Source organism: Okeania sp. SIO3I5 (assembly GCF_010672085.1).
GTDB lineage: Bacteria > Cyanobacteriota > Cyanobacteriia > Cyanobacteriales > Microcoleaceae > Trichodesmium.
In genome coordinates this window covers 17,160-37,929 of sequence record NZ_JAAHHT010000074.1, presented here as the reverse complement: position 1 = coordinate 37,929, position 20,770 = coordinate 17,160, and the positions used below count along the sequence as shown (strand labels likewise).

The window sequence follows — 20,770 nt, the reverse complement described above, 5'->3', positions numbered from 1 at the left end:
ATTCTCCCCAAGATTTACAAGTTAACCCTGTTGAGTTAACTTTAGCTTTAGTCGAAGCTGCTGAAAAAAATGGTGTCAAGTTTCATTTTGGAGTCACAGTTGCCGAATATAAAACTATTTCTCAACCAAAAAATGAATATCGTTGTCGCCAAGTACATATAAAAAGTTTGGATGAGACAAAACAAGCTCCTGCTTTACCAGATATTGACTGGTTGGTTGTTGCTGCGGGGTTAGGTTCGTTGCCATCTTTGCAAGGAATAAAAGGAGGTAAACTACGCTCCTTGCAACTGAAGCGCAAATCTAATCTCGATAATAGATTTACAATTGTACCAGTATTAGGTCAAGCTTTACATCTGCAAGTTCCAGCGCTTTTAGGAAAGCCAGATTTTCAACCAGTGATCACTGGAGATGATCTGCATATTGTACCAGTGGCAGAAAATGAATATTGGGTGGGATCGACAGTTGAATTTCCCAACGATATTGGTGAAGTGGTAGCTGACTCCAGTTTATTAGATACCGTGATGGCGAAAGCAATTAGTTTTTGTCCTGGTTTAGCAGACGCAACTATTCTCAGGAAATGGTCTGGTTTGCGACCTCGCCCCGAAGGTCAAGCTGCGCCTGCAGTTGGTTATTTGGAAGGGTTTAAAAATGTGTTGTTGGCAACAGGTCATTATCGGAATGGAGTGTTGTTAGCTCCGGCGACAGCAGAAGCAGTCGAGAAAATGATTTTGAAGTGAATTTAGAATTCAGAATAAAAAGACAATTCAGAAATCAGAATACGACTTTTCCCAAGCAGAACTTAGAATTTAGAATTCAGAATAAAAAGGCAATTCAGAAATCAGAATACGACTTTTCTTAAGCAGAAAAAGGCAAGTTTTACCATCCCAATGCTAAGTTTAATATCATGTCCGGTAGTATCGGTATTGTATAGAGAAGCTAAGGAAGAAGTAGGGGCGAACGGCCGTTCGCCCCTACAAGAGAAGGAAAAACCTTACATGACGGTAAATATTTCCCCAATTTTTACACAAACGATACCAACGGACATGATATAATTACTCCATTTATCTCGAACCAGATGTCGAACAATTTGTCACTAAAATTGCAGAACAAAGAAAAATTGACGTACAAATTTTAGTCAATGAATGGTTGAGAAATCATATTAAAAACATAACTGCTGAGTCAAATTATTCTTCTAAATCATCCTAAAGTTTAGACATCCGTTCATCAAACATCAGCTTGTTAATGATATATTGTAATAATATCTCTATCTCAAAAATTATGATTGCCAACCCAAATACAAATAATATTCCTCCTGAAGAATATTTGGCAGTAGAAGAACTCAGTCCCATCAAACACGAATACATGAACGGACAAGTATACGCAATGGCAGATGCTAATGATGCCCATGTTACCATTGTCGGAAACCTATCTGTACTCTTAAGAAATTATGTCCGAGGCAGTGGTTGTCGCGTCTATATGTCGGACATGAAAGCTCAGATAGAAACTGCTAATACATTCTACTATCCTGATGTGATGGTAACTTGTGATGCCAGAGATAAAGCCTTAGTAAATCATAAAAAATATGCTTGTTTAATTGTGGAAGTTTTATCCGACAGCACAGAAGCATTTGATCGGGGTGACAAATTTGCCAATTATCAGCAATTACCAACTCTGCAAGAATATGTTTTAATTAACCAAAAACAACAGCGTTTGGAATGCTTTCGTCGTAATGCTGACGGACTTTGGGTATTGCACACCTATACTCAAGGCAGTGAAATTAACCTAGCAAGTATTGACTTTCGTACTAGCATTGATAATTTGTATGAAGATGTCACTTTTGGAATTGAGAATTGAGAATTGAGAATTAATATCACATCTGGTAGTATCGGTGTCAGGACTTATGCAGAGATTCTATATATAGTGAGGGCGAATGCCATTCGCCCCTACAGATGGTGCTTAAAAGGTCGATTTGCGTAAGTCCTGGGTGTAAAAAAAGCAGAGAAACCGGGTTTGTATTAAATTCGCCGCCATAATAACATTAATCTCCAACAAACCCGGTTTCTGATAACACCTAATTACGAAAAGCTCTGTAAAGCAGATAAAACCTGGTCGTGAATTATCCCATTACTAACAACCACACCCCGGTTATCAACCATTTTTGCTCCATCAGCAAAATTCAAAGGTTTACCATTAATATCAGAAACACGCCCCCCTGCTTCCTCAACAACGATCGCTCCAGCAGCATGATCCCAAATATTTTCCCGGTAGTTTGGAGACTTGGGTGAGGGTAAACGCAAATATAAAGCAGCTTTTCCAGATGCCACGATACCATATTTCGCCTGGGAGTCTACCCTAACTGATGGTGCAGTAATACCAGCAGCTTTTGCTACAGCATTCTGACGATCTTGGTCGCCGTGAGAACTTTCCACGCTCTCAACAAACCGGAGATTAGCAGTATCATCCGCTTGCACAACCTGAATTGGAGTCAGTTCGCCTCCTGCTATTGGCATCATTGCTGCGCCTTCACCCCGCACCGCTACATACAGCATTCCTGGTTGATTATTTTCCACTGGCATCGCGGGACACGCTAATACCCCGACTTTCACTTCTCCTGCTTCCACTAATGCCAGCGCAACTGCATACTGGTCTTGACGTAAGAACCCTTTTGTGCCATCAATTGGGTCTAAAGTCCAATAACGGGGTCCAACTTTACCGTTACCTTGGTTAATCCACTGTACCACCTGTTCTGGAGTAGCATCTGCAATTTGTTCTTTGACATAATTTGTCACTTTTGTCAAATTTTCTGCCATTTCTGGGGTCTGTAAGTCAGTAGCATCTTCCTCTCCAACCACCGGATCATTCGGAAAAGCTTCAGCTAAAGCTTTGCAAATTAATGCTTGAGCGCCATAATCAGCAACAGTCACAGGACTTTTGTCGCCCTTTTCCATTGCGGGGGGAATATTGCTGCGCACCTGTTCGCAGAGTTTAGCTGCTGCTAGAGCAGATTCTATTGCTATTTGTTTTTCGCGATCGTATGCCATGTAGTTTAATAAGTTAAGTATTATAGAACCCATTTGATATCTCTAGAAAAGAGGGAGTAGGGGAGCGGGGTAGGGACGTTGCTTGAGCATTAATGCGTTTTCCTTACGGAATGCTGCGCAAACATGTCGCGTAGCGTTAGCGGAGCGAAAGCGTCAGCAAAACGTCCGTACGGGAAAGCTTGTGTAGGCATTGTTCATTCATTGTCTGAGCTAGAATATTTACAACCCTACATTTTTTGAGTCCTGTACGGACTACACTCTCCACACCTCCCACACGAACCAACCTCCCACACCTCCCACACGAACCAACTTCCCAATCATAGATCCCAAATGGGTTCTATAGCGCTACGCGAAGTTAAAAGTCATGCATTCAAAAGTCAAAAGTAATCTCTGATTGAGTTTGAGCTTTTATAAATCCTGACTTATTTGCGTAGTGCTATATTCATAGCATATCAGGACTTACGCATTCTTGATCAGATTGTGGATAAAACCTAACCCCCCAACTTCCTAATTACCTCATCCTTTTCCCCTAACTCTTCCCGATATTTCAGCAACCTCCATTCATCAATCAAATCTGCAGACTCTTTCAAGATATCTAAAACCTGCCGCTCAAAAAACGTTCCTGAATATTTCAAAAATGACATACAAATAGCTATGCAGGAAGGAATAGTAGATAATTCAGAATTTGCTATCTGCGAAAATTTGAGGGTGCATCTTACAGCGCTTTTCAGTTGAGTAGACCACTAAATTCATTGTTAGGAGTCAGGAGTCAGGAGTCAGGAGTTAGGAGTTAGGAGTCAGGAGTCAAGAGTTAGGAGTGAAGAGTCAGTATCATTGTGATTTATTCATATGAAAACCGCTGTAATGCAAGAAGAAAGCCAAAAATTTATTGGTTTTAGGGAACACTTAACTGGGAACACTTAACTGAGAATAGGGAATAAGAAAAAAGTATTTTGGCAAATATGAGATGCACCAAAATTTGATTTATTCAGTTTTAAAAGAAATATGGAAATCTTATTGCAGTAAGTTGATTTTATGGAGTCATAAATCTCTAATTTACGCAGGATTCTATATTAGAATATAATTGTGGTTGTTCTACTGAATTTTACAAAAATTATGGAAGAAATATTTAACAATTTATTATCCCATAAAAATGTCAAAATAAACAAAATAATTTCACCCCCTAATTTTGTCAGTGAAAAGTTTATCCAAGACGAAGATGAATGGGTGATATTACTTCAAGGTTCCGCCATATTAGAAATGAATCAAACAACAACAAAATTAGTCAAAGATAGCTATATTTTTATCCCAGCAAAAACTCCACATAAAATCATTTCAACCGATTCAAATATAGAAACAATTTGGCTCGCAATTCATATTTATTAATCTTCCTGTGGTAGCGTGTCTAGGCTAAAATTTTGGGTAAGTTTGAGTACAATGAAGACCTCTCCCCCCTGCCCCAACCCCTCTCCTGCAAGGAGAGGGGAGAATGTTCCTCCCCCTTCCCTGCCCTCCTCCCCCCAATCCAAGCTATCCCTGATCAGGAACTCCTGAAACCTTTTTGGAGAGGGTGGTGAGGATGGGGAGGATGGGGAGGATGGCCCGTAAGAATCCTGTCTACATTGATAAAAAAGTGTATTTAAAAATACTCTTTTCTCCTGAAAAAGCCGATTCAAGACTAAAACATAACTTGTCTATGTTGTCAAGTTTTATCAAAAGAGAAAGATGTTTATAAAGCATAGCTTTTACCCGGGGGGTAAGGGGGGATAGTTGTGGGGTTGGGGGGTTAGGTTTTTTTAAGCTAGACACGCTACTACTGAAATTAAATTACCTAATCAATGGACTACCATGATGATGAATTAAATACCAATTTCCACCCATCCGCTCAAAAATATTCGTTGCCATAGACTGAGCTTTTATTCTCCTACCTCCAGTCACTTGCATCAAATTTTCAACCAAAATAACATAACCAATATCCCCATTAATTTCCGTCGTAATAACATCAAGATCGATTTCAATATAATCAGTATTTTTAAAGATTAAATCCCAGGAACTACGAATCTTATCAAAACCACGAATTGCAGGACGCCCTGGATGGATACAAACCGTGCCAATACCCTTGGACAAAATGCCATCCAAAGCTGCAATGTCCCGTTTCTCGAAAGCTCGATAAAATGCTTGATTTGCTGCTAAAATAGCTTGGTTTTCGTCAGTCATAAAACTTTGGACTATAGAGAGACAATAATTGTTATTATCAGGATAAAATAATATGTAGTAAATTCAATCTAATTATTTCTCCGATAGACTATGGAAACAACAGAAAAAAAATCTTCTAACATCTTTCAGAAAATGTTTAACATTACCATCATTTTATTAGTAGTAGTTGCCATTGTTGTCGGAATTAATATTGCAATTTCTGGCAAACTAACTTTATTTGCAGGTACTAGACCAGATAATCTAGGTATATATTCTGGACGACTCGCACCTTGTCCGAGTAGTCCAAATTGTGTCAGTAGTTACAGTCAGGATGCGGAACATGGTATAGCTTCTCTGAGTTATGACTCTGAACCAGAAATAGCGATCGCTAACCTCAAACAAATAATTGAATCAATACCTCGTACTAACATTGTTAAGGAAGAAGAAAATTATTTATATGCTGAGTTTACCAGTAAAATTATGGGATATGTGGATGATGTGGAATTTTATCTAGATGAAGCAGCTAATGCTATTCAAGTACGTTCTGCTTCCCGTCTAGGAGAATCAGATTTAGGCGTTAACAGGGAACGAGTCGAAACCATTCGAGAAAAACTCAACGAATTCAAAACTAATACTTAGGATCCGTGTAAAAATAACTTGAACAGTTTTTTACAGCAGTTTTCATTTCGGTAGACAACTGTAGGGACGTTCCATGGAAAGTCCCTACAGGGTTTTGGTTGTGACGTGAGGTCATCAATCTGAAAAGCGCTGTAATGGAAGCTAGATTTCACAGTCTATTTCAGATAAAATTTGTACAACTTATTTTTACATAATGCTTTTGGCAATGAAAAAACTAGATCGATCTAATTTGTTGACATCTATTACTTCCCTAGACACCTATACCTCTAAAATTTGTACAACTTATTTTTACATCAGGACTTACGCATAACCACTATATATAGTAAGGGCGAATGCCATTCGCCACTACAGGTGGTGTATAATTTCGTATTTTGCGTAACTCCTGTACATGATACCTTATATAAAATCCGGTTATACAGTAATCGCAAAATTACTTCCTATCCTTTCTTTATCCTAACTCCTGTAGGGGCGATTCGCTTGCTCGCCCCTACAACTCAGGGATACGATAACTAATTCCCGGATTCTATATTACTCTCCCCTGTTCCCTGTTTCCCTGTTCCCTATTCCCTCTTTTTTTAATGACAAACAAAATTTTAGCACTTGATTTCGGTGGTACAAAATTAGCAGCAGCAGTCGTCAATACTGGCGAAAGAGACTGGCAAAATTATCAAAAAACCTTCTCACCACCCAATGCTTCTGCTCAAACAGACATAGAAATTATCCGAACCCTTTCCCACAACCTCCTCAAAGGAGAAAACCCTGCTGCTATAGGAGTAAGTTTTGGAGGTCCGGTTGATGCCACCACAGGTACAGTGCGTCTATCTCACCATGTCAAAGGTTGGGAAAATATTCCCCTACAGAAAATCTTAGAAACCGAATTTAATGCTCCCACTGTAGTTGATAATGATGCCAATGTAGCAGCAGTGGGAGAACATCGTTTTGGTGCTGGTCAGGGTTATGATAATTTACTTTATATTACTGTGAGTACCGGCGTGGGTGGCGGTTGGATTATTAATGGCAAACCCTGGCACGGTGCGCAAAGTATGGCGGGAGAAATAGGTCATGTCACCGTCGATCCAGTTGGTCCCCTTTGTATTTGTGGGAAGCGCGGTTGTGTGGAAACGTTTGCATCAGGTCCTTATATCGCGCAACAAGCAAAGAAATGGCTGCAATATGAACCGACAGAAGGGCAAATTTTGCGTGGTTTGGTAAATAACGATCTGGAAACGATAACCGCTCAAAAGGTTAGTGAGGCAGCTATTCAAGGTGATGAACTTGCTATTAGGGCGATTTCGTTAGCTGGTTGGGGGTTAGGAGTAGGTATTGGTAATGTAGCTAATTTACTTAATCCCGAACGTTTTATTTTAGGTGGTGGAGTCACGAAAGCAGGTAAATTATTATGGGAAACTATGCAACGAGTGGCGAGGGAAACTGCTTTACCAGAGGTAAGTTTTGAAATTGTACCTGCTGCATTGGGTGATGAAACTCCGTTGTGGGGGGCAGTAGCATTAGCGGAGAATTTATTGTTGACAAAGAAATGAAAATTCTTGTGTAATTGATTTTGATAAGTTGCTATTTTTCCATTAACAGGACTTATATCATGTCCGGATAATTAGTGATAAAAAAACTTGCTCCTCCTTCATATCCCAAAATTTTTTCCTCTTCCCTCGAGTATCGAGTCTCGAGTCTCCTGACTCCTCCCTCGTTATTTATAACTATTCAATCGGACATGATATTACGCAAATTCACAGACAAAACGCTATCTGTAGAGGGCGAATGCCATTCGCTATATATAGTGGTTCTGCGTAAGTCCTGATTAATTTAGTATTTGATTATAGCAGTCGAACCAAAGGTTAGGACATTTATCCTGAAATCCTTTGATAGTCTGCTGTTCCCTGTTCCCTGTTCCTTATTCCCTAGCGCGTAGCGCTATAAAATAAAAAAATGATTGTTTATCAAGTTCGTTTACTTAACCCAGAAATTGGTTTAGATAGGACTATTGAAGTACCAGAAAATGAGTATATATTAGATATTGCTCAAGACTATGGGATTCTTTTACCTTATGGATGTAGGCAAGGAAATTGTTCTAGTTGTTTGGGCAAATTGGTGAGTGGTGAAGTCGATCAAAGCGAACAAAAATTTTTGCGTTCTGAGGAACAAGAAGCTGGTTATATTCTTACTTGTGTAGCTGTTCCTTTGTCTGATTGTACTGTTTATACTCATCAAGAACAGGTTTTGTATAAATCTTCTCTTTATAAGTACGATGATAAATAGATTTATTTACGAAAATTCCGTTTCCTATCAAGGTTATTTGATTATTCCTTATGTATTAGCGATCGCCAACGATAGTTCTATTTATTCATATAAATTATTATCAGAGTTAGGACATAAGGGAAACTTTCACCTAGGGGAAAATCCTACAGGTTTTTATACTAATAGCATAGAGAAAATCATTAAAGTTGCTCAATCGGATTTGTATGAAAATTCGGATGTGAAATCTCATGGTGATTATTTTAAATTGAGATATGTTTATGATGATGATTTAATTATTATTCATCAAGAAAATGATAAATTCTTTTACGACCATTATAAACCTGATAGCTTGACTAATATTGCTGCTCCAAAAATTTTTCAATCTGAATATGAATGTATTAATTGGGTAAAAGCTGGACTTGATAGAGCAAAAACCAACGGTTAACTTATAGCGAGCGCCCTTGGTATTATACCATTTTGATAAATGTTTGCTACAAATACCTAGGGAATTTTTTAGGAGTCAGGAGTCAGGAGTCAGGAGTCAGAATAAATGGCTTAAAAACCATTTTTTAGTCGAAAATAATCTTTTTTATCCAAGAGGGAGCTCCTGTAAAATCTTTTTCTCCCCATTACTATTTGTAACATTCTTTTTTAAAATTGGTATTATATCATATCAAGTGCAAGTAGTCAGTAGTCAACCCACCCCTAACCCCTCCCAGGATGATAGCAGGAGGGGAAGTAGGGGATTAGAGCAACGCTCCAAAAACATTTCGCCGATCAAGGCGGGGTTTTAGACCTAATCCTGTTTGATAATTCACAAAAAAACATAATGAAAAGACACAAAATTAGTCTAATTTTAGCAATTATATCCTGTGGAATTTTAGTAATATTATCTCTATTAAATACTCCCCAGTCTTTAGCTACTCAACAAGCAAGAATTTCTCAGATTCTTGATGGAGATACTTTAGAAGTTACCATGTCACAATGTCGAATTCCTTGGGAAGGAAATTCACAATTATGTCGGCTACAACTTGCCTGTATTGATGGACCAGATTATGGAGATAGCCCTTTTTTTGAAGCTGCCAAAAGTAGACTTGAAACATTAATTCCTAGAGGTACAATAATATTAGTTAGTGATACAGGAAAAAATAGTTATGGACGGATAGTTGCAGAAGTCTTTAAAGATAATACCTCCATTAATTTACAACTGGTTCGTGAAGGAAAAGCTTCCCTTTTTTGTAAACACCTAAATGATACTTGCCCTAGTTCAAAAAGTGCTTACTTAAATGCTCAAAATTCGGCTATAAAAGCAGGTTTAGGTGTGTGGAACTCTCAACAATATTGGGGAAAAGCTCGCGTTTGTAATTAACAATCAACTACCAAGAAATCAATTCCATACGTCAAATCAATTCAAAATTATTAATTCTTGCATTATAACCTCTGCCTAAAGTCAGAGGCTTGAAATCAGGAAAATATTTTTGATTTTTTCGTTCTAAAGGTTCTAAAGAAAGAGGCTTGAACCCTTAATTAAACAATTATTGAAATTCACTTAGAATCAAAATTTTTGAACGCGTGAATTTTGAATTTTGAATTCAAAAAATGATCATAGCAAAATTCCTCTCCAAGAGAATTAATAATTAGCGATAATATTGTAGATTTGGTTTTGCTGCACAACATGATAAATTTTTAATTTATAAATCCATAAAATTGACTTTAGCTATCAACCAAGCAATTTATTTCTTAGCGATTAAAATCAGGAGTAGGCAGTAGAATTTTTAGGAATTAAGTGATTCTTTATCTCCCCACCCTTCCCACACTCCCCACCCTTCCCACACTCCCCACCCTTCCCACACTCCCCACACCTCCGACACTCCCCACACCTCCCACCCTTCCCACACCTCCCACACTCCCTATCAATTCTCAAAGTCGATACTGCTGAAACACATCTCTAGCAGCACGATGCAATAATGAATGAGTGTAAACCAACGAATTCATATCCTTTGTATATCCTCCACCAATAACACAAGCTACCGGATAACCCGCTCCTACACAGGTACTCAATACCTGCATCTCCCTCCGAAATATTCCTGTATCTGTCAGAGCTAACTTTCCCAACACATCATGGATATGGGTATCGACTCCCGCATCATACAAAATCAAATCTGGCTTGACTTCTGACAGCAAATCAGGTAGATATTCCCCTAATGTCTGTAAATAGCGATCGTCATCCATTCCCTCTGGCAAAGGTACATCTAGATCGCTAACTTGTTTCTTACTGGGAAAATTAATACCACAGTGCATCGAAAATGTAAACACAGTAGGATCGTCCTGAAAGATCCAGGCAGTACCGTCTCCCTGATGTACGTCTAAGTCTACAATGAGAATTTTGACAGCTAATCCTAATTTTTGAATCACACGAGCAGCGATCGCTAAATCATTAAAAATACAAAACCCAGATCCATAACTGGGAAACGCATGATGAGTACCACCCGCAGTATTGCAAGCTAAACCATGTTTAAGTGCTAACTGCGCTGTTAATATTGCACCACCCACCGCAATACAAGTTCTATTTGCTAATGCTTCACTCCAAGGCAACCCAATACGTCTTTGTGCTTTTGGATCTAAAGTACCTTGACAATATCCTTCAATATAGTTGCGATTATGTATTAATTCTATCCATTCTAAAGGTGGGAATTGTGGAGAAAAAAAATGGGATTTATTTGTTACTTGATCTGCTAGTAACATTTCATAAAGTAGTTTGAACTTTGCCATGGGAAAGCGATGACCAGATGGCATTGGTGCAACATAATTAGGATGATAAATAATTGGTAAATTCATTAATTTATAGCGCTATATAGCGCTACGCGCTAGGGAACACTTAACTGGGAACACTTAACTGGGAACAGGAAAAGCAGACTCAAATAGGCTTTTTCTTATAGGGAAATGCTCCGCAAACAGGATTTAGAAATGTCAAATGCCTTAATGCGTAGTGCTATAACTAGACATCTGCGAAAAATATATAGACTTTTTGTATAACTAGGGAACAGGGAACACTTAACTGGGAACAGGGAATAGATTTTCAGTAAAAATGTACAGAAAATGATTTTATCAGGAAATTTTACAACTCTAGCTTATGGTAAATAAAGGGCAAGTTTATTTTCTGGAGATGTCTACTGATAACTGATAACTGAAATGACACCAGACCATACCAACAGAGATGATATTAAACAAAAAAAATAATTCCCGACCGGGTATTAACAATTTCCGATCGGGCATTAAACTAAATTAAGTCCCTAGATTTAAACTAGCATTTAAGTCTCGCTTCAAAACTGAAACCACAATGTTCTAACCTACTTAACTATTCTCCCTCTACCATCTCACGATACTGGTCAGCAGAGAAAACATCATCTCCCTCTAGTTCATCAGGGTCTTTAATACGTACCTTCAACAACCAACCTTCTATGTATGGGTCTTCCTCTGATAATCGCTCTGGACTTTCTAATATTTCTTCATTACGCTCTACTACCGTACCAGTAACAGGAGCTTTGAGGTCTTCCACTGCCTTCACAGACTCAATACTGCCACAGGACCCTTCCTTTTCTATTGAGTCTCCCTCCTCTGGAAGTTCCAGAAATACAATATCCCCCAACTGTTCAATAGCAAAGGCACTAATACCAATAGTGGCAATCTCTCCATCCATCCTTACATACTCATGAGTTTCAAAATATTTAAGGTCATCTGGAAATTCTAGTATCATTTATATTCCTCACTACAATAAATAGTACGAATTATGCCAGTCAGCTTAAGACTGGACTTGGATTAAAAATTATTCCGTAAAGAATAATATAAGATAAACAGCCAATTTTTATGGACAAGAAAAATATTATAGGACTACTGATAGGAAAATTTTCTATTCTTAGGTTAATTCGGTCTATCTTAATTATTTATGTCCTTATTGGTTTGTGGGCATTCTTTTTCTCAGATCGGTTAATTTTTTTACCTCCCCCATCTAGCTATCAAGAAAACCAAGATTTTATTAAGCTTCCGTCTAGCAATAGAGTCCAAATTACTGGAGTTTACTTACCATTACCCAAAGCAAAGTATACTATTCTCTACAGCCATGGTAATGCTGAAGACCTAGGGCAAATTTTACCCCGGTTGCAAAATTTGCGAAATATTGGATTTAATGTGTTTTCTTATGACTATCAGGGTTATGGAACAAGTCAGGGAAAACCTTCAGTCAAGGGCGCTTATCAAGATATTAATGCTGCTTATGAATATTTGACCCAAAAATTAGGGATACCTGCAAATCAAATTATTGTTTATGGACGTTCAGTAGGTGGGGGGCCTTCTGTAGATTTGGCATCCCGTCAACCAGTAGCTGGTTTGGTAATAGAAAGTTCATTTACAACTGCCTTTCGGGTAGTGACGCGCATCCCTATTTATCCCTTTGACAAATTTCCCAGTATTGACAAGATTAAAAATGTTAATTGCCCAGTTTTAGTAATGCACGGAAATGCTGACCGAGTAATTCCTTTTTCTCATGGACAAAAACTTTTTGCTCTAGCTAATCAACCAAAGCTTTCCTTATGGGTTGAAGGTGCTGGTCATATTAATTTATTAGAGGTGCTTGGGGAAGAATATGTCAAGGTTATGGGTGAGTTTGTTGAGTTAGTAGAACAAAACTAAAGGTTAGAAACCGGGTTTGTACTTAGATACTTTACCATACTGACATTTCTTTCTAACAAACCCGGTTTCTGGCAGAAGTCAATTAGTCAAGAGCGCTTATCAAGATATTAATGCTGCTTATGAATATTTGACCCAAAAATTAGAGGTACCTGCAAATCAAATTATTGTTTATGGACGTTCAGTAGGTGGGGGGCCTTCTGTAGATTTGGCATCCCGTCAACCAGTATCTGGTTTGGTCATAGAAAGTTCATTTACAACTGCCTTTCGGGTAGTGACGCACATCCCTATTTATCCGTTTGACAAATTTCCCAGTATTGACAAGATTAAAAATGTTAATTGCCCAGTTTTAGTAATGCACGGAAATGCTGACCGAGTAATTCCTTTTTCTCATGGACAAAAACTTTTTGCTCTAGCTAATCAACCAAAGCTTTCACTATGGCACAAAAAGGAGATAAAATTATACTTATCTCCTAATTTGTTTGGGTAAATTGTAGCGATCGCTCTTTAAGTACAAATGTACCTCCCCCTCAGAGCTCTAAAATTAAAGACTGGGAAAAATTTGAAAAGTTTGTTGAGGACAATCACACTCAAACTCATGGGTCAAATGGCTACAAAATGGGGAAATTGTAGTCGTTTTACTATTAGTAGAAGTTTAAAAAAACTTGGTTTTACTCGTAAAAAAAGCAAGTGCCTAATTCCGAGGTCTCCTCGGAATGTAAGAGGCACTCAAGACAAACATATGGTTATCAAGAAAGAGATGAACTAGAAAGAGAAGAGTTTGGCTTGACATACTCCCGACGTTGCCCTTACGGGACTTATAGGGATTCTGAGCGTCTGGGAAACCCTGACCGCTGCGCATGACAGAGGTGATGTCCTCCCCCTGTGTTGACATTGATAATAACAAAATGCTCCTAGCTTGTGTCTTGGGCCTATGAACGTTTAGCTTATGAAGGTATCCGAATCCAGGCCCTGGCTTTCATCCCGACGCTCCCCTCCCCCCTATGCACAGGGGGTTAGGGGGGATGGAGAGCGCGGGACTTCCCGCCAGGAAAGTTAAAACTGAATCAAATAGACAAAAAAGACATTGTTTATGTAGATGAAGCCGGAATAGATAATAGAGAAGATTATTATAAGTGGAGAATTATTTGCATAACACCAGTAAATTAGTGGCCCTTGTACTTAACCACTAATAATATTGGTACTGTAGTCATTGGAAAAAATGATAACTGGAAACAAGGTGCAAATATCGGCAAAAAAAACAACCAAAATTTTACTCAAATACCTCACTTAATTGTTAATTCAACAGATAACTTATAAGTGTCAACTGGTTGGGGTAAAAGTGATTGAAACGGATATTGTTACACCAGTAAAACATCTGCTATTGACGCGAGAAAAACCAATATGCCATGAAAACTATGTAGGTAAACGAGTCAAACGTGGTTTATTCAGAAGTGCAACAGGTAAAGTGATTAATGCCGATATCAACGGCTCTCTTCAAATTTAAGACAAGAAATTCCCAGGAGCATTTACTGTTGAGGGAATAGTGAGCTGTGCCGTACAGCCTGTATTGGTTAATCCAATATCAAGATAAAAGCTGTCACGATTTTCTACAGTTTTTTCGTACGGTTAAGGTTACGCAGAAGAACACCTTGACCACAACATCAAAAATCTTCAGAAGCAGAACAACAAGAGTGGAAAAAAAAACTGGCCACAGAAACAGTTCGGGTACAGCAGGAGTATCCCGATGCAGACGTTCAAGTATGGGCAATGGATGAACATCGCTTAGGATTAAAACCTGTAGTCAGGAAAATTTGGGTTCCTTTTATGAGAGCAACCAAGTGCTACTGTCAACTGGCAGTTTAAGTGGTTATGGCTGTATGGCGCAAGTCCATCCCCAATCAGGAAATACCAAAAGAGTGGATTCTCCCTTATGTCAGAATTGACCTATTTAATAGAGTATTTGCCGACTTTGCGGAACACTTTGGTATTGGTAAAGACAAGCGAGTAATTTTAGTCTGCGATTTGCTCCGCAACGCTAACGCGTTTCATGTCGCGCAGCGAAACGCGCGGGATGGCATATTAGTCCTCAAGTAGAAGTTCCAGATGGCATTCATAAATATGTTTATGCCTGCTTACTCTCCAGAATTGCAACCCCCAGAGTGCTTGTGGCCTCTGACAAATGAAGCAGTTGCCAACAAATGTTTGGAAAAATTGGAGCAATTGGAGTCAGTGCTATTTCAGCGCTGCCCTTGCTTGCTGAATCACTGTGAGCTAATTCGTGGATTAATCCACTTCCACTGGTGGCCTCAAAATTTTTAGTGTGTGCAATTAACCGGATTTGATATAATAGTTGGTTAAACCCTGGTGTCAATGCTATCATCAAAGAAATTGAAAAGTTAGAATTAAATGCTACAGGTGGTGGTAGTAAATCTCGCTATAGATATGTAACCAGCGCTAAAATAACTGTGCCCGCTGGCCAGACTCAATTAGTAATCCCTGGAACGAAGGTTTTTGTTATATTGGAAGGCAGGGGGAGATATTAGAAGTAATAAACGAATACTTGCCCCTTTCACAATTCAATAGTCTTGGTGATAGCGCTGATAGGTTTGGTGACCTTACTCCTTCACCTCCTGTGTCAATAACAGGCACGTGGTATAAATACAGGTTTTCTGTTATTGATGCTCAAGATGTGAATCCGGTTCCTACTCGTGGAGGAATAAATGGAGGTCAATCAGATCAAACTCAAATGAAAAGAAAAGATAAGAAAGATGAAAAGTGCTGTCAGATGATAGCTCAAATCTACGATGTTTTGGCCGTGGATGAAATGATAGATTAGGGGTTTAATATTCCTAATCGTTTATATTCGACTGATGCCGTAGGCATGAAAAAGCTTGAGAATTATCTGCAAGTTCTTGATTACCAAATCAGAATAGCAGATCACCTAGGCATTCATCCTATCGCTCTAAATATTGCAGATGTTAATTTAGTTAAAGCTGGTAAACAGGCATTGACATACTCCCGACGTTGCCCTTACGGGACTTATAGGGATTCTGAGCGTCTGGGAAACCCTGACCGCTGCGCATGACAGAGGTGATGTCCTCCCCCTGTTTTGACTTTTACAATAACAAAATGCTCTTAGCTTGTGTCTTGGGCATATGAACGTTTAGCTTATGAAGGGAGCCGAATCCTGGCCCAGGCTTTCATCCCGACGCTCCCCTGCGGGAGAGCGCGGGACTTCCCGCCAGGAAAGTTAAAAAAGAAATATGTAAATGCTAACGCTGCCATCAAAGAACTCTTGGAGAACAGTTATAAAAACGATGGCAAAAACGAAACAATCATTGTTATGATTGGTAGTCGAGCGATCGCTTTGACAGAAATTGTTAGTGCTGTATCTAGAGGAGTAAGAGGGATTCGTTCAATTATGACTTTTGTGGGAGTTCCTGTTGGGGAGAAAAACTTTGAGATCAAACTACCGTTTAATCTGAAAGCTTTGTACAAAGAAGAGACTAGGAAGGTGAAAAAAGGCAAGAAAACGGAGACCGAGAAAAAGCTGGTGTTGAGTGAGGAACCTTTATAAACTTTGATACCAAAGTTCTTGAAATCTTCTACTCAAACATACAGTTGTGAAGTGTATAATCAAAATGAACCAGATTTAATATCTTTGCTTACCCTAAACCAATTTGATGATGGCACAACTAATGAATAAAATTAAAAGCTACTGTTTTTTAGGGGATGATCGAGCTAAACAATCAATTTATAATCAGGAAGTTCCTAAATATGGACTTGCTGGTTTACCTATTAATGATGCTGTTATTAAAAGGATGTTTCTTCATTTTGAAAAGGTTAATGTTATCTTTTTCTCTTGTGGTTATCCTTTGATGGGATGCCAGGAAATTGAAAATGTTAAAAGCTTGCAAAATAAAACAGTTGGCCAAAGGTTTATTCCCTATCATTTAAAACCCGGAAGTAGAGGATTTTACAATAAATAGTTTGGGAAATCTTTAACTTCTGAAGATGTAGACTTTCTCTTTCAAAACTGGGGAGAGATGATTAACTATTTTTCTCAAAGATATTCAAATATTGTATTTTTACCACTAGCTAGTCATTACTATGATAAAATATTGAACTTGCCCAATAAAGCGTTAGATGTCTTAAGGCATTTTGATAAGGTGGTGGATTTATATCCATTGAATAATGCCAAAAAAGATGATTATATAGATAATTTTGGCAATTTATCTGAAATTTATTGGGTTAGTATAGAGTCTAATGTATTGAGTTGGTTGGAGTGAACAAATATGGCTGCTAAACAGATTAAAATTAAACCTTACGGAAAACCGGGCCCTGCTAATATTACGCAAACCTCTAATCCCAAAACAGAACAAGAGAAAGTACAGGCGATCGCTGATAATATTGAAGCTGCTATTAAAGGCAGGATTGAAAAAAATATGTTGCAAAATGAATTGTTACTTGAGAGGTTTATGGATGCTTTAGGAAAGGATAAGGAAGATTTAAAGCAATATAAAACTAATCTAGAAAATAATTTTGTTCAAACTGCTACAACGGCAAATAATCGACCTAAAATAGATCAAGATGAACAGCCATAACTCAAGAAAGTTTCTCGTGATCAGAAGCTAAAAATAGAAGTTCCTGGAGGGAAAAATTCTGGCAATACTAACAGGAATAAAGATAGAGGAAAAGATTAATGGTATTTATTGGAGCTGCTACGTGCAATTAGAGAATTGTCGCCGAACTTGGATAAGGCAATTCAAACTTGGGGGGATGATGGTAAGGAACCTTGGAGTTTAGAGGATGGTGTGAATAACCTGGTGGAAAAGATTGAACATCAAACTTGTGCAATCTGTTGTTAAAGGATTGTTGTCTGGTTTGTGGCAAGGGTTTTCTGAGTCTATACAGATGAATTAGGTGTGATATCATGGCAGGTAAAGTAACTTGGGAACAGGACATTTTAGGTTCTTGGAAGCATATTAGGCAGACTACTATTGCTGGTAGTTTGGGGAGTAGTGAAGATTTGAATGAGCGGACTACTTGGGAGTTGTATGAGTTTACGCCTAATAAGAGTTTAGACCCGAAGCACCGAATTCTATGTGGCTACAAGGTTATCAACTTCAACTTTTATGCAGAAACAAATCTGTCGCTAAAGAAATTGTCAACAAAGTTTTGGCCATTCAAGGACATACATACAATTCCAAATACTTTAATAACAATTTGCCAGAAGAACCTGAAAAAAATTACCCTACAATTCCTAGAAAAATTACTGTTTTGGGCGAAGAGATTGAAGAACCTAGGTATAGGCCAATAGCAGATGTTCGGTTTCAAAAAGCTACTATCTGGTTAAGCAAATGGCCAAAATTAATTACTTTGGTTTCTACTGAGGGGGAAATTTTACCTAACCTTGCAAATTTCTCAGATTCTGCTGAGAAAGGTTAATCTTTGTCGCGTACAACCTGGCAATTGTTGAGCTAAAAATGAAGTATGTAAAGCCGACAAAAAGACATGACTAGAATATCACCGAAATTAGTACGGCTGGAAAGGCGACTACGTGCAGCTCAAGCTAGAAAAGAGTATAAAGATGCTGAGTTGCAAAGACGCATTGAACAACAGGTTACAACAGCTTATGAAAGTAGAGGGATTCTTACGACATACTATGTTCCTTCTATAACAGATCCAGAAAATCTATATATTCAAGTATCGGTACCTGAGACGAGTTTAAGGGAAATTTTGGGAGGGGTTGAACAAACTGATTTAGACAAAATAGGAGGATTTTTAGTAATACTTACTGGTAAAGCTTATGCTCAACAACGCGGTTTTGCCGACAAATATATGAGCATTAAAGTTGTACAAAGTTTTCACCGCGCGTGAATCTTCATTACTATTGTCCGGATAATTAAACCTATCTACTTACCAAAAAATAACGGTTGAAAGCCTCTCCTTTTAAGGAGAAAAGAAAAAATTCTTTTTAAGAAGAGGTAATAATTAATAATTAATTATTAATTATTGAATAACTACTTTAGGGGCGATTCACGAATCGCCCCTACAACTACTGACTACTAAAAATCATACAATAATTCACCAACGTCCCATTTTTTAGGAATTAGGAGTTAGAATGAATGGCTTTAAATAACATTTTCTAGGTCGGAAATTCTCTTTTTAGACCTCCAATAATAAAAAATAGGTGGTGGTGCTGAGGAATGGTAGAGAGAGTGTGGGAGGTGTGGGAGGTGTGGGAGGTGTGGGAAGAAATTAAAAAATATATATTTTCACCATTACAATGCAGGACTACCAAAAAATCAAATCAATCATCCTAACTAGATACATCAATTCTTTCTCCCCTACTCCCGACTCCGTACTCCCGACTCCCTACTCCCTACTCAATTTTGCTTTTGCCTTTTGCCACATTTGTTCAAACTCAGCCAAAGTATACTCTGAAATAGGTCTCTCGCACATTGCCTCTAGCAAAGCAAATCGTTTCAAAAACCGATGATTCGTTCCTTGTAATGCTTGTTCTGGGTTTAAATCATACCACCTTGCCAATTGCACCACAACAAACAAAATATCCCCCATTTCTGCTTGTTGATGTTCCTTATCTTCTGACTTTAAAGCTTCTTGAAACTCTCCTACTTCTTCGTAAAACTTCTCCCAAACTCCATCAACATTTTCCCATTCAAAACCAACAGCAGCAGCTTTTTTAGAAATCTTCATTGCTGCCAGAAGCGGAGGTAACTGTCGAGCATATCTGTTTAACTTTTTACTTAGTAAATCATTAGTTTCTCCAATTTCTGCTGCCTTAATTTCTTCCCAGTTTTTCTTAACTTCTTCCGTGCTATTTACTTTCACATCTCCAAATACATGAGGATGTCTTCTAATCATTTTTTGACTAATACTTTCAGCAACTTCAGCTAAAGTAAAATCATTAGTATCACTAGCTATTTGTGCTTGCAAAACTACCTGTAATAATAAATCTCCCAATTCATCAACTATCGCTTTTTTTTGCCCACTTTTAATAGCATCTACAGCTTCATAAGCTTCTTCAATAATATACGGAGTTAAACTTTCAGGAGTTTGAGCTAAATCCCACGGACATCCTCCATCTGGAGAACGTAATTTAGCTACTATTTCTATCAGTTCTTGTAACGCAGATAATGTGGAATTCATAATGTTAAATGATGATTTTTTTTAGTATTATAGCAGGAAACAGGGAACAGAGAATAGGGAATAGGAAAAAAGTATTTTTGCAAATATGAGATGCACCCTATTTTTCATTAATGGATAATTGATAATTACCTTTCCCTAAAAGGGAGAACATAACTAAAAAGAAAAAATTTATTGCTTTTAGGGAACAGGGAACAGGGAATAGGGAATAGGGAATAGGGAATAGGAAAAAAGTATTTTTGCAAATATGAGATGCACCCTATTTTTCATTAATGGATAATTGATAATTACCTTTCCCTAAAAGGGAGAACATAACTAAAAAGAAAAAATTTATTTCTCTTGGTTGATTGGATATGGCGTTTAGCATTCCGCAAAACTTTCCTAAGGTCATGCTCCGCAAACGTTAACGACTAGCAAAACGACGGCTTTTTTCCCTTGAAAGGGGAGGCTAATCAAGCTGAATTATTTAATTATTAATTATTAGGCGTCTCCAAAAATGAAAAACTAAATCAATTTTTGTCCATAAATTATCAATTACTTCCCCTCCTGGGAGGGGTTAGGGGTGGGTTCCCTCTTCCCTGTCCCCTGTTCCCTGTTCCCTGTTCCCTCTTTTCTGGAGATGCCTATTAATTATTCGGTAATAGATATTAATGATTTAAGTTTAGCTATGAATTATTAACTCAATAAAAAAGGAATTAGTCTCTAAAGAATGACATAAGAATCAAATTGGTCATCAGCTAACTTTAGAGTTTCTTGATTCTTTAAAAAAGCTGAAAGCTGAA

At 38.0% G+C, this 20,770-nt stretch carries 29 protein-coding genes and 1 pseudogene; 22 read left to right on the top strand and 8 right to left on the bottom strand.

What is annotated here, in order from left to right; translation table 11 throughout:
• From F6K40_RS17995 to F6K40_RS17985, 3 genes are all read left to right on the top strand, one after another.
• A partial coding sequence (locus tag F6K40_RS17995) for an FAD-dependent oxidoreductase (protein ID WP_293138224.1) occupies window positions 1-737 on the top strand: 737 nt, incomplete at its 5' end.
• 150 nt (window positions 738-887) lie between these two features.
• Window positions 888-1,052: a hypothetical protein gene (locus F6K40_RS17990; RefSeq protein ID WP_293138222.1), complete on the top strand. Its 165-nt coding sequence runs from the start codon at window positions 888-890 to the stop codon at window positions 1,050-1,052.
• A 226-nt stretch (window positions 1,053-1,278) separates the two neighbouring features.
• On the top strand, window positions 1,279-1,854 hold the full coding sequence (locus F6K40_RS17985; protein WP_293138220.1) for a Uma2 family endonuclease: 576 nt from the start codon (window positions 1,279-1,281) through the stop codon (window positions 1,852-1,854).
• 221 nt (window positions 1,855-2,075) lie between these two features.
• Here F6K40_RS17985 and F6K40_RS17980 read toward each other — a convergent pair whose 3' ends face one another.
• Window positions 2,076-3,041, bottom strand: coding sequence for a 3'(2'),5'-bisphosphate nucleotidase (locus F6K40_RS17980; protein WP_293138226.1), 966 nt, complete (start codon window positions 3,039-3,041; stop codon window positions 2,076-2,078).
• A gap of 491 nt (window positions 3,042-3,532) precedes the next feature.
• Window positions 3,533-3,685: a hypothetical protein gene (locus F6K40_RS17975; RefSeq protein WP_293138218.1), complete on the bottom strand. Its 153-nt coding sequence runs from the start codon at window positions 3,683-3,685 to the stop codon at window positions 3,533-3,535.
• Window positions 3,686-4,157: 472 nt separating this feature from the next.
• On the opposite strand from F6K40_RS17975, the gene F6K40_RS17970 reads away from it, so the two are divergent.
• On the top strand, window positions 4,158-4,427 hold the full coding sequence (locus F6K40_RS17970; RefSeq protein ID WP_293138217.1) for a cupin domain-containing protein: 270 nt from the start codon (window positions 4,158-4,160) through the stop codon (window positions 4,425-4,427).
• A 441-nt stretch (window positions 4,428-4,868) separates the two neighbouring features.
• On the opposite strand, the gene F6K40_RS17965 is transcribed toward F6K40_RS17970, so the two are convergent.
• On the bottom strand, window positions 4,869-5,258 hold the full coding sequence (locus tag F6K40_RS17965; RefSeq protein ID WP_293138216.1) for a nuclear transport factor 2 family protein: 390 nt from the start codon (window positions 5,256-5,258) through the stop codon (window positions 4,869-4,871).
• 90 nt (window positions 5,259-5,348) lie between these two features.
• On the opposite strand from F6K40_RS17965, the gene F6K40_RS17960 reads away from it, so the two are divergent.
• The 5 genes from F6K40_RS17960 to F6K40_RS17940 all read left to right on the top strand — a co-directional run bounded on the left by F6K40_RS17960 (window position 5,349) and on the right by F6K40_RS17940 (window position 9,498).
• Window positions 5,349-5,876 (top strand): DUF1499 domain-containing protein, encoded by a 528-nt coding sequence (locus F6K40_RS17960; protein ID WP_293138214.1) that lies wholly within the window; start codon window positions 5,349-5,351, stop codon window positions 5,874-5,876.
• Between the two features lie 578 nt (window positions 5,877-6,454).
• Window positions 6,455-7,417: an ROK family protein gene (locus tag F6K40_RS17955; protein WP_293138212.1), complete on the top strand. Its 963-nt coding sequence runs from the start codon at window positions 6,455-6,457 to the stop codon at window positions 7,415-7,417.
• 403 nt (window positions 7,418-7,820) lie between these two features.
• A complete protein-coding gene (locus F6K40_RS17950) occupies window positions 7,821-8,150 on the top strand; it encodes a 2Fe-2S iron-sulfur cluster-binding protein (RefSeq protein ID WP_293138210.1) in 330 nt (109 codons plus the stop codon).
• Complete coding sequence (locus F6K40_RS17945; RefSeq protein ID WP_293138208.1) at window positions 8,140-8,574, top strand: hypothetical protein; 435 nt, start codon at window positions 8,140-8,142, stop codon at window positions 8,572-8,574. The genes F6K40_RS17950 and F6K40_RS17945 overlap by 11 nt, the downstream gene beginning before the upstream one ends.
• A gap of 384 nt (window positions 8,575-8,958) precedes the next feature.
• Window positions 8,959-9,498 (top strand): thermonuclease family protein, encoded by a 540-nt coding sequence (locus F6K40_RS17940; protein ID WP_293138206.1) that lies wholly within the window; start codon window positions 8,959-8,961, stop codon window positions 9,496-9,498.
• Window positions 9,499-9,904: 406 nt separating this feature from the next.
• Here the strand turns inward: F6K40_RS17940 and F6K40_RS17935 are convergent, their stop codons facing one another.
• From F6K40_RS17935 to gcvH, 3 genes are all read right to left on the bottom strand, one after another.
• Complete coding sequence (locus F6K40_RS17935; RefSeq protein WP_293138204.1) at window positions 9,905-10,036, bottom strand: hypothetical protein; 132 nt, start codon at window positions 10,034-10,036, stop codon at window positions 9,905-9,907.
• A gap of 13 nt (window positions 10,037-10,049) precedes the next feature.
• Window positions 10,050-10,967 (bottom strand): histone deacetylase family protein, encoded by a 918-nt coding sequence (locus F6K40_RS17930; protein ID WP_293138202.1) that lies wholly within the window; start codon window positions 10,965-10,967, stop codon window positions 10,050-10,052.
• 520 nt (window positions 10,968-11,487) lie between these two features.
• Window positions 11,488-11,886: a glycine cleavage system protein GcvH gene (gcvH, locus tag F6K40_RS17925; RefSeq protein WP_293138200.1), complete on the bottom strand. Its 399-nt coding sequence runs from the start codon at window positions 11,884-11,886 to the stop codon at window positions 11,488-11,490.
• Window positions 11,887-11,996: 110 nt separating this feature from the next.
• On the opposite strand from gcvH, the gene F6K40_RS17920 reads away from it, so the two are divergent.
• From F6K40_RS17920 to F6K40_RS17900, 5 genes and pseudogenes are all read left to right on the top strand, one after another.
• Entirely contained in the window at window positions 11,997-12,818 is an 822-nt protein-coding gene (locus tag F6K40_RS17920) for an alpha/beta hydrolase (protein WP_293138198.1), read from the top strand.
• 91 nt (window positions 12,819-12,909) lie between these two features.
• Window positions 12,910-13,257, top strand: a pseudogene (locus F6K40_RS17915) (alpha/beta hydrolase); the annotation flags it as partial.
• Between the two features lie 734 nt (window positions 13,258-13,991).
• A complete protein-coding gene (locus F6K40_RS17910) occupies window positions 13,992-14,135 on the top strand; it encodes a hypothetical protein (RefSeq protein WP_293138196.1) in 144 nt (47 codons plus the stop codon).
• A 22-nt stretch (window positions 14,136-14,157) separates the two neighbouring features.
• On the top strand, window positions 14,158-14,322 hold the full coding sequence (locus tag F6K40_RS17905) for a hypothetical protein (protein WP_293138195.1): 165 nt from the start codon (window positions 14,158-14,160) through the stop codon (window positions 14,320-14,322).
• Window positions 14,323-14,687: 365 nt separating this feature from the next.
• Window positions 14,688-14,912 carry a hypothetical protein gene (locus tag F6K40_RS17900; protein ID WP_293138194.1) on the top strand — a complete coding sequence of 75 codons (225 nt, stop codon included), beginning with the start codon at window positions 14,688-14,690 and terminating at the stop codon, window positions 14,910-14,912.
• Between the two features lie 28 nt (window positions 14,913-14,940).
• Here the strand turns inward: F6K40_RS17900 and F6K40_RS17895 are convergent, their stop codons facing one another.
• The gene (locus F6K40_RS17895; protein WP_293138193.1) at window positions 14,941-15,201 is read right to left on the bottom strand and encodes a hypothetical protein; all 261 of its coding nucleotides are present in this window, start codon (window positions 15,199-15,201) and stop codon (window positions 14,941-14,943) included.
• 306 nt (window positions 15,202-15,507) lie between these two features.
• On the opposite strand from F6K40_RS17895, the gene F6K40_RS17890 reads away from it, so the two are divergent.
• The 8 genes from F6K40_RS17890 (at window position 15,508) to F6K40_RS17855 (ending at window position 18,698) form a co-directional block, all read left to right on the top strand.
• Window positions 15,508-15,654, top strand: coding sequence for a hypothetical protein (locus F6K40_RS17890; RefSeq protein ID WP_293138192.1), 147 nt, complete (start codon window positions 15,508-15,510; stop codon window positions 15,652-15,654).
• A gap of 306 nt (window positions 15,655-15,960) precedes the next feature.
• The gene (locus F6K40_RS17885) at window positions 15,961-16,395 is read left to right on the top strand and encodes a hypothetical protein (protein ID WP_293138191.1); all 435 of its coding nucleotides are present in this window, start codon (window positions 15,961-15,963) and stop codon (window positions 16,393-16,395) included.
• A 121-nt stretch (window positions 16,396-16,516) separates the two neighbouring features.
• A complete protein-coding gene (locus tag F6K40_RS17880) occupies window positions 16,517-16,807 on the top strand; it encodes a hypothetical protein (RefSeq protein WP_293138190.1) in 291 nt (96 codons plus the stop codon).
• Window positions 16,808-16,939: 132 nt separating this feature from the next.
• A complete protein-coding gene (locus F6K40_RS17875) occupies window positions 16,940-17,107 on the top strand; it encodes a hypothetical protein (RefSeq protein ID WP_293138188.1) in 168 nt (55 codons plus the stop codon).
• 6 nt (window positions 17,108-17,113) lie between these two features.
• Window positions 17,114-17,422: a hypothetical protein gene (locus F6K40_RS17870; protein WP_293138186.1), complete on the top strand. Its 309-nt coding sequence runs from the start codon at window positions 17,114-17,116 to the stop codon at window positions 17,420-17,422.
• A gap of 108 nt (window positions 17,423-17,530) precedes the next feature.
• Window positions 17,531-17,686 (top strand): hypothetical protein, encoded by a 156-nt coding sequence (locus tag F6K40_RS17865; RefSeq protein ID WP_293138184.1) that lies wholly within the window; start codon window positions 17,531-17,533, stop codon window positions 17,684-17,686.
• Between the two features lie 235 nt (window positions 17,687-17,921).
• Window positions 17,922-18,266 (top strand): hypothetical protein, encoded by a 345-nt coding sequence (locus tag F6K40_RS17860; RefSeq protein WP_293138182.1) that lies wholly within the window; start codon window positions 17,922-17,924, stop codon window positions 18,264-18,266.
• Window positions 18,267-18,332: 66 nt separating this feature from the next.
• Window positions 18,333-18,698 (top strand): hypothetical protein, encoded by a 366-nt coding sequence (locus F6K40_RS17855; protein WP_293138180.1) that lies wholly within the window; start codon window positions 18,333-18,335, stop codon window positions 18,696-18,698.
• A 498-nt stretch (window positions 18,699-19,196) separates the two neighbouring features.
• Here the strand turns inward: F6K40_RS17855 and mazG are convergent, their stop codons facing one another.
• A complete protein-coding gene (mazG, locus tag F6K40_RS17850) occupies window positions 19,197-19,991 on the bottom strand; it encodes a nucleoside triphosphate pyrophosphohydrolase (protein WP_293138178.1) in 795 nt (264 codons plus the stop codon).
• Window positions 19,992-20,770: the final 779 nt, after the last annotated feature.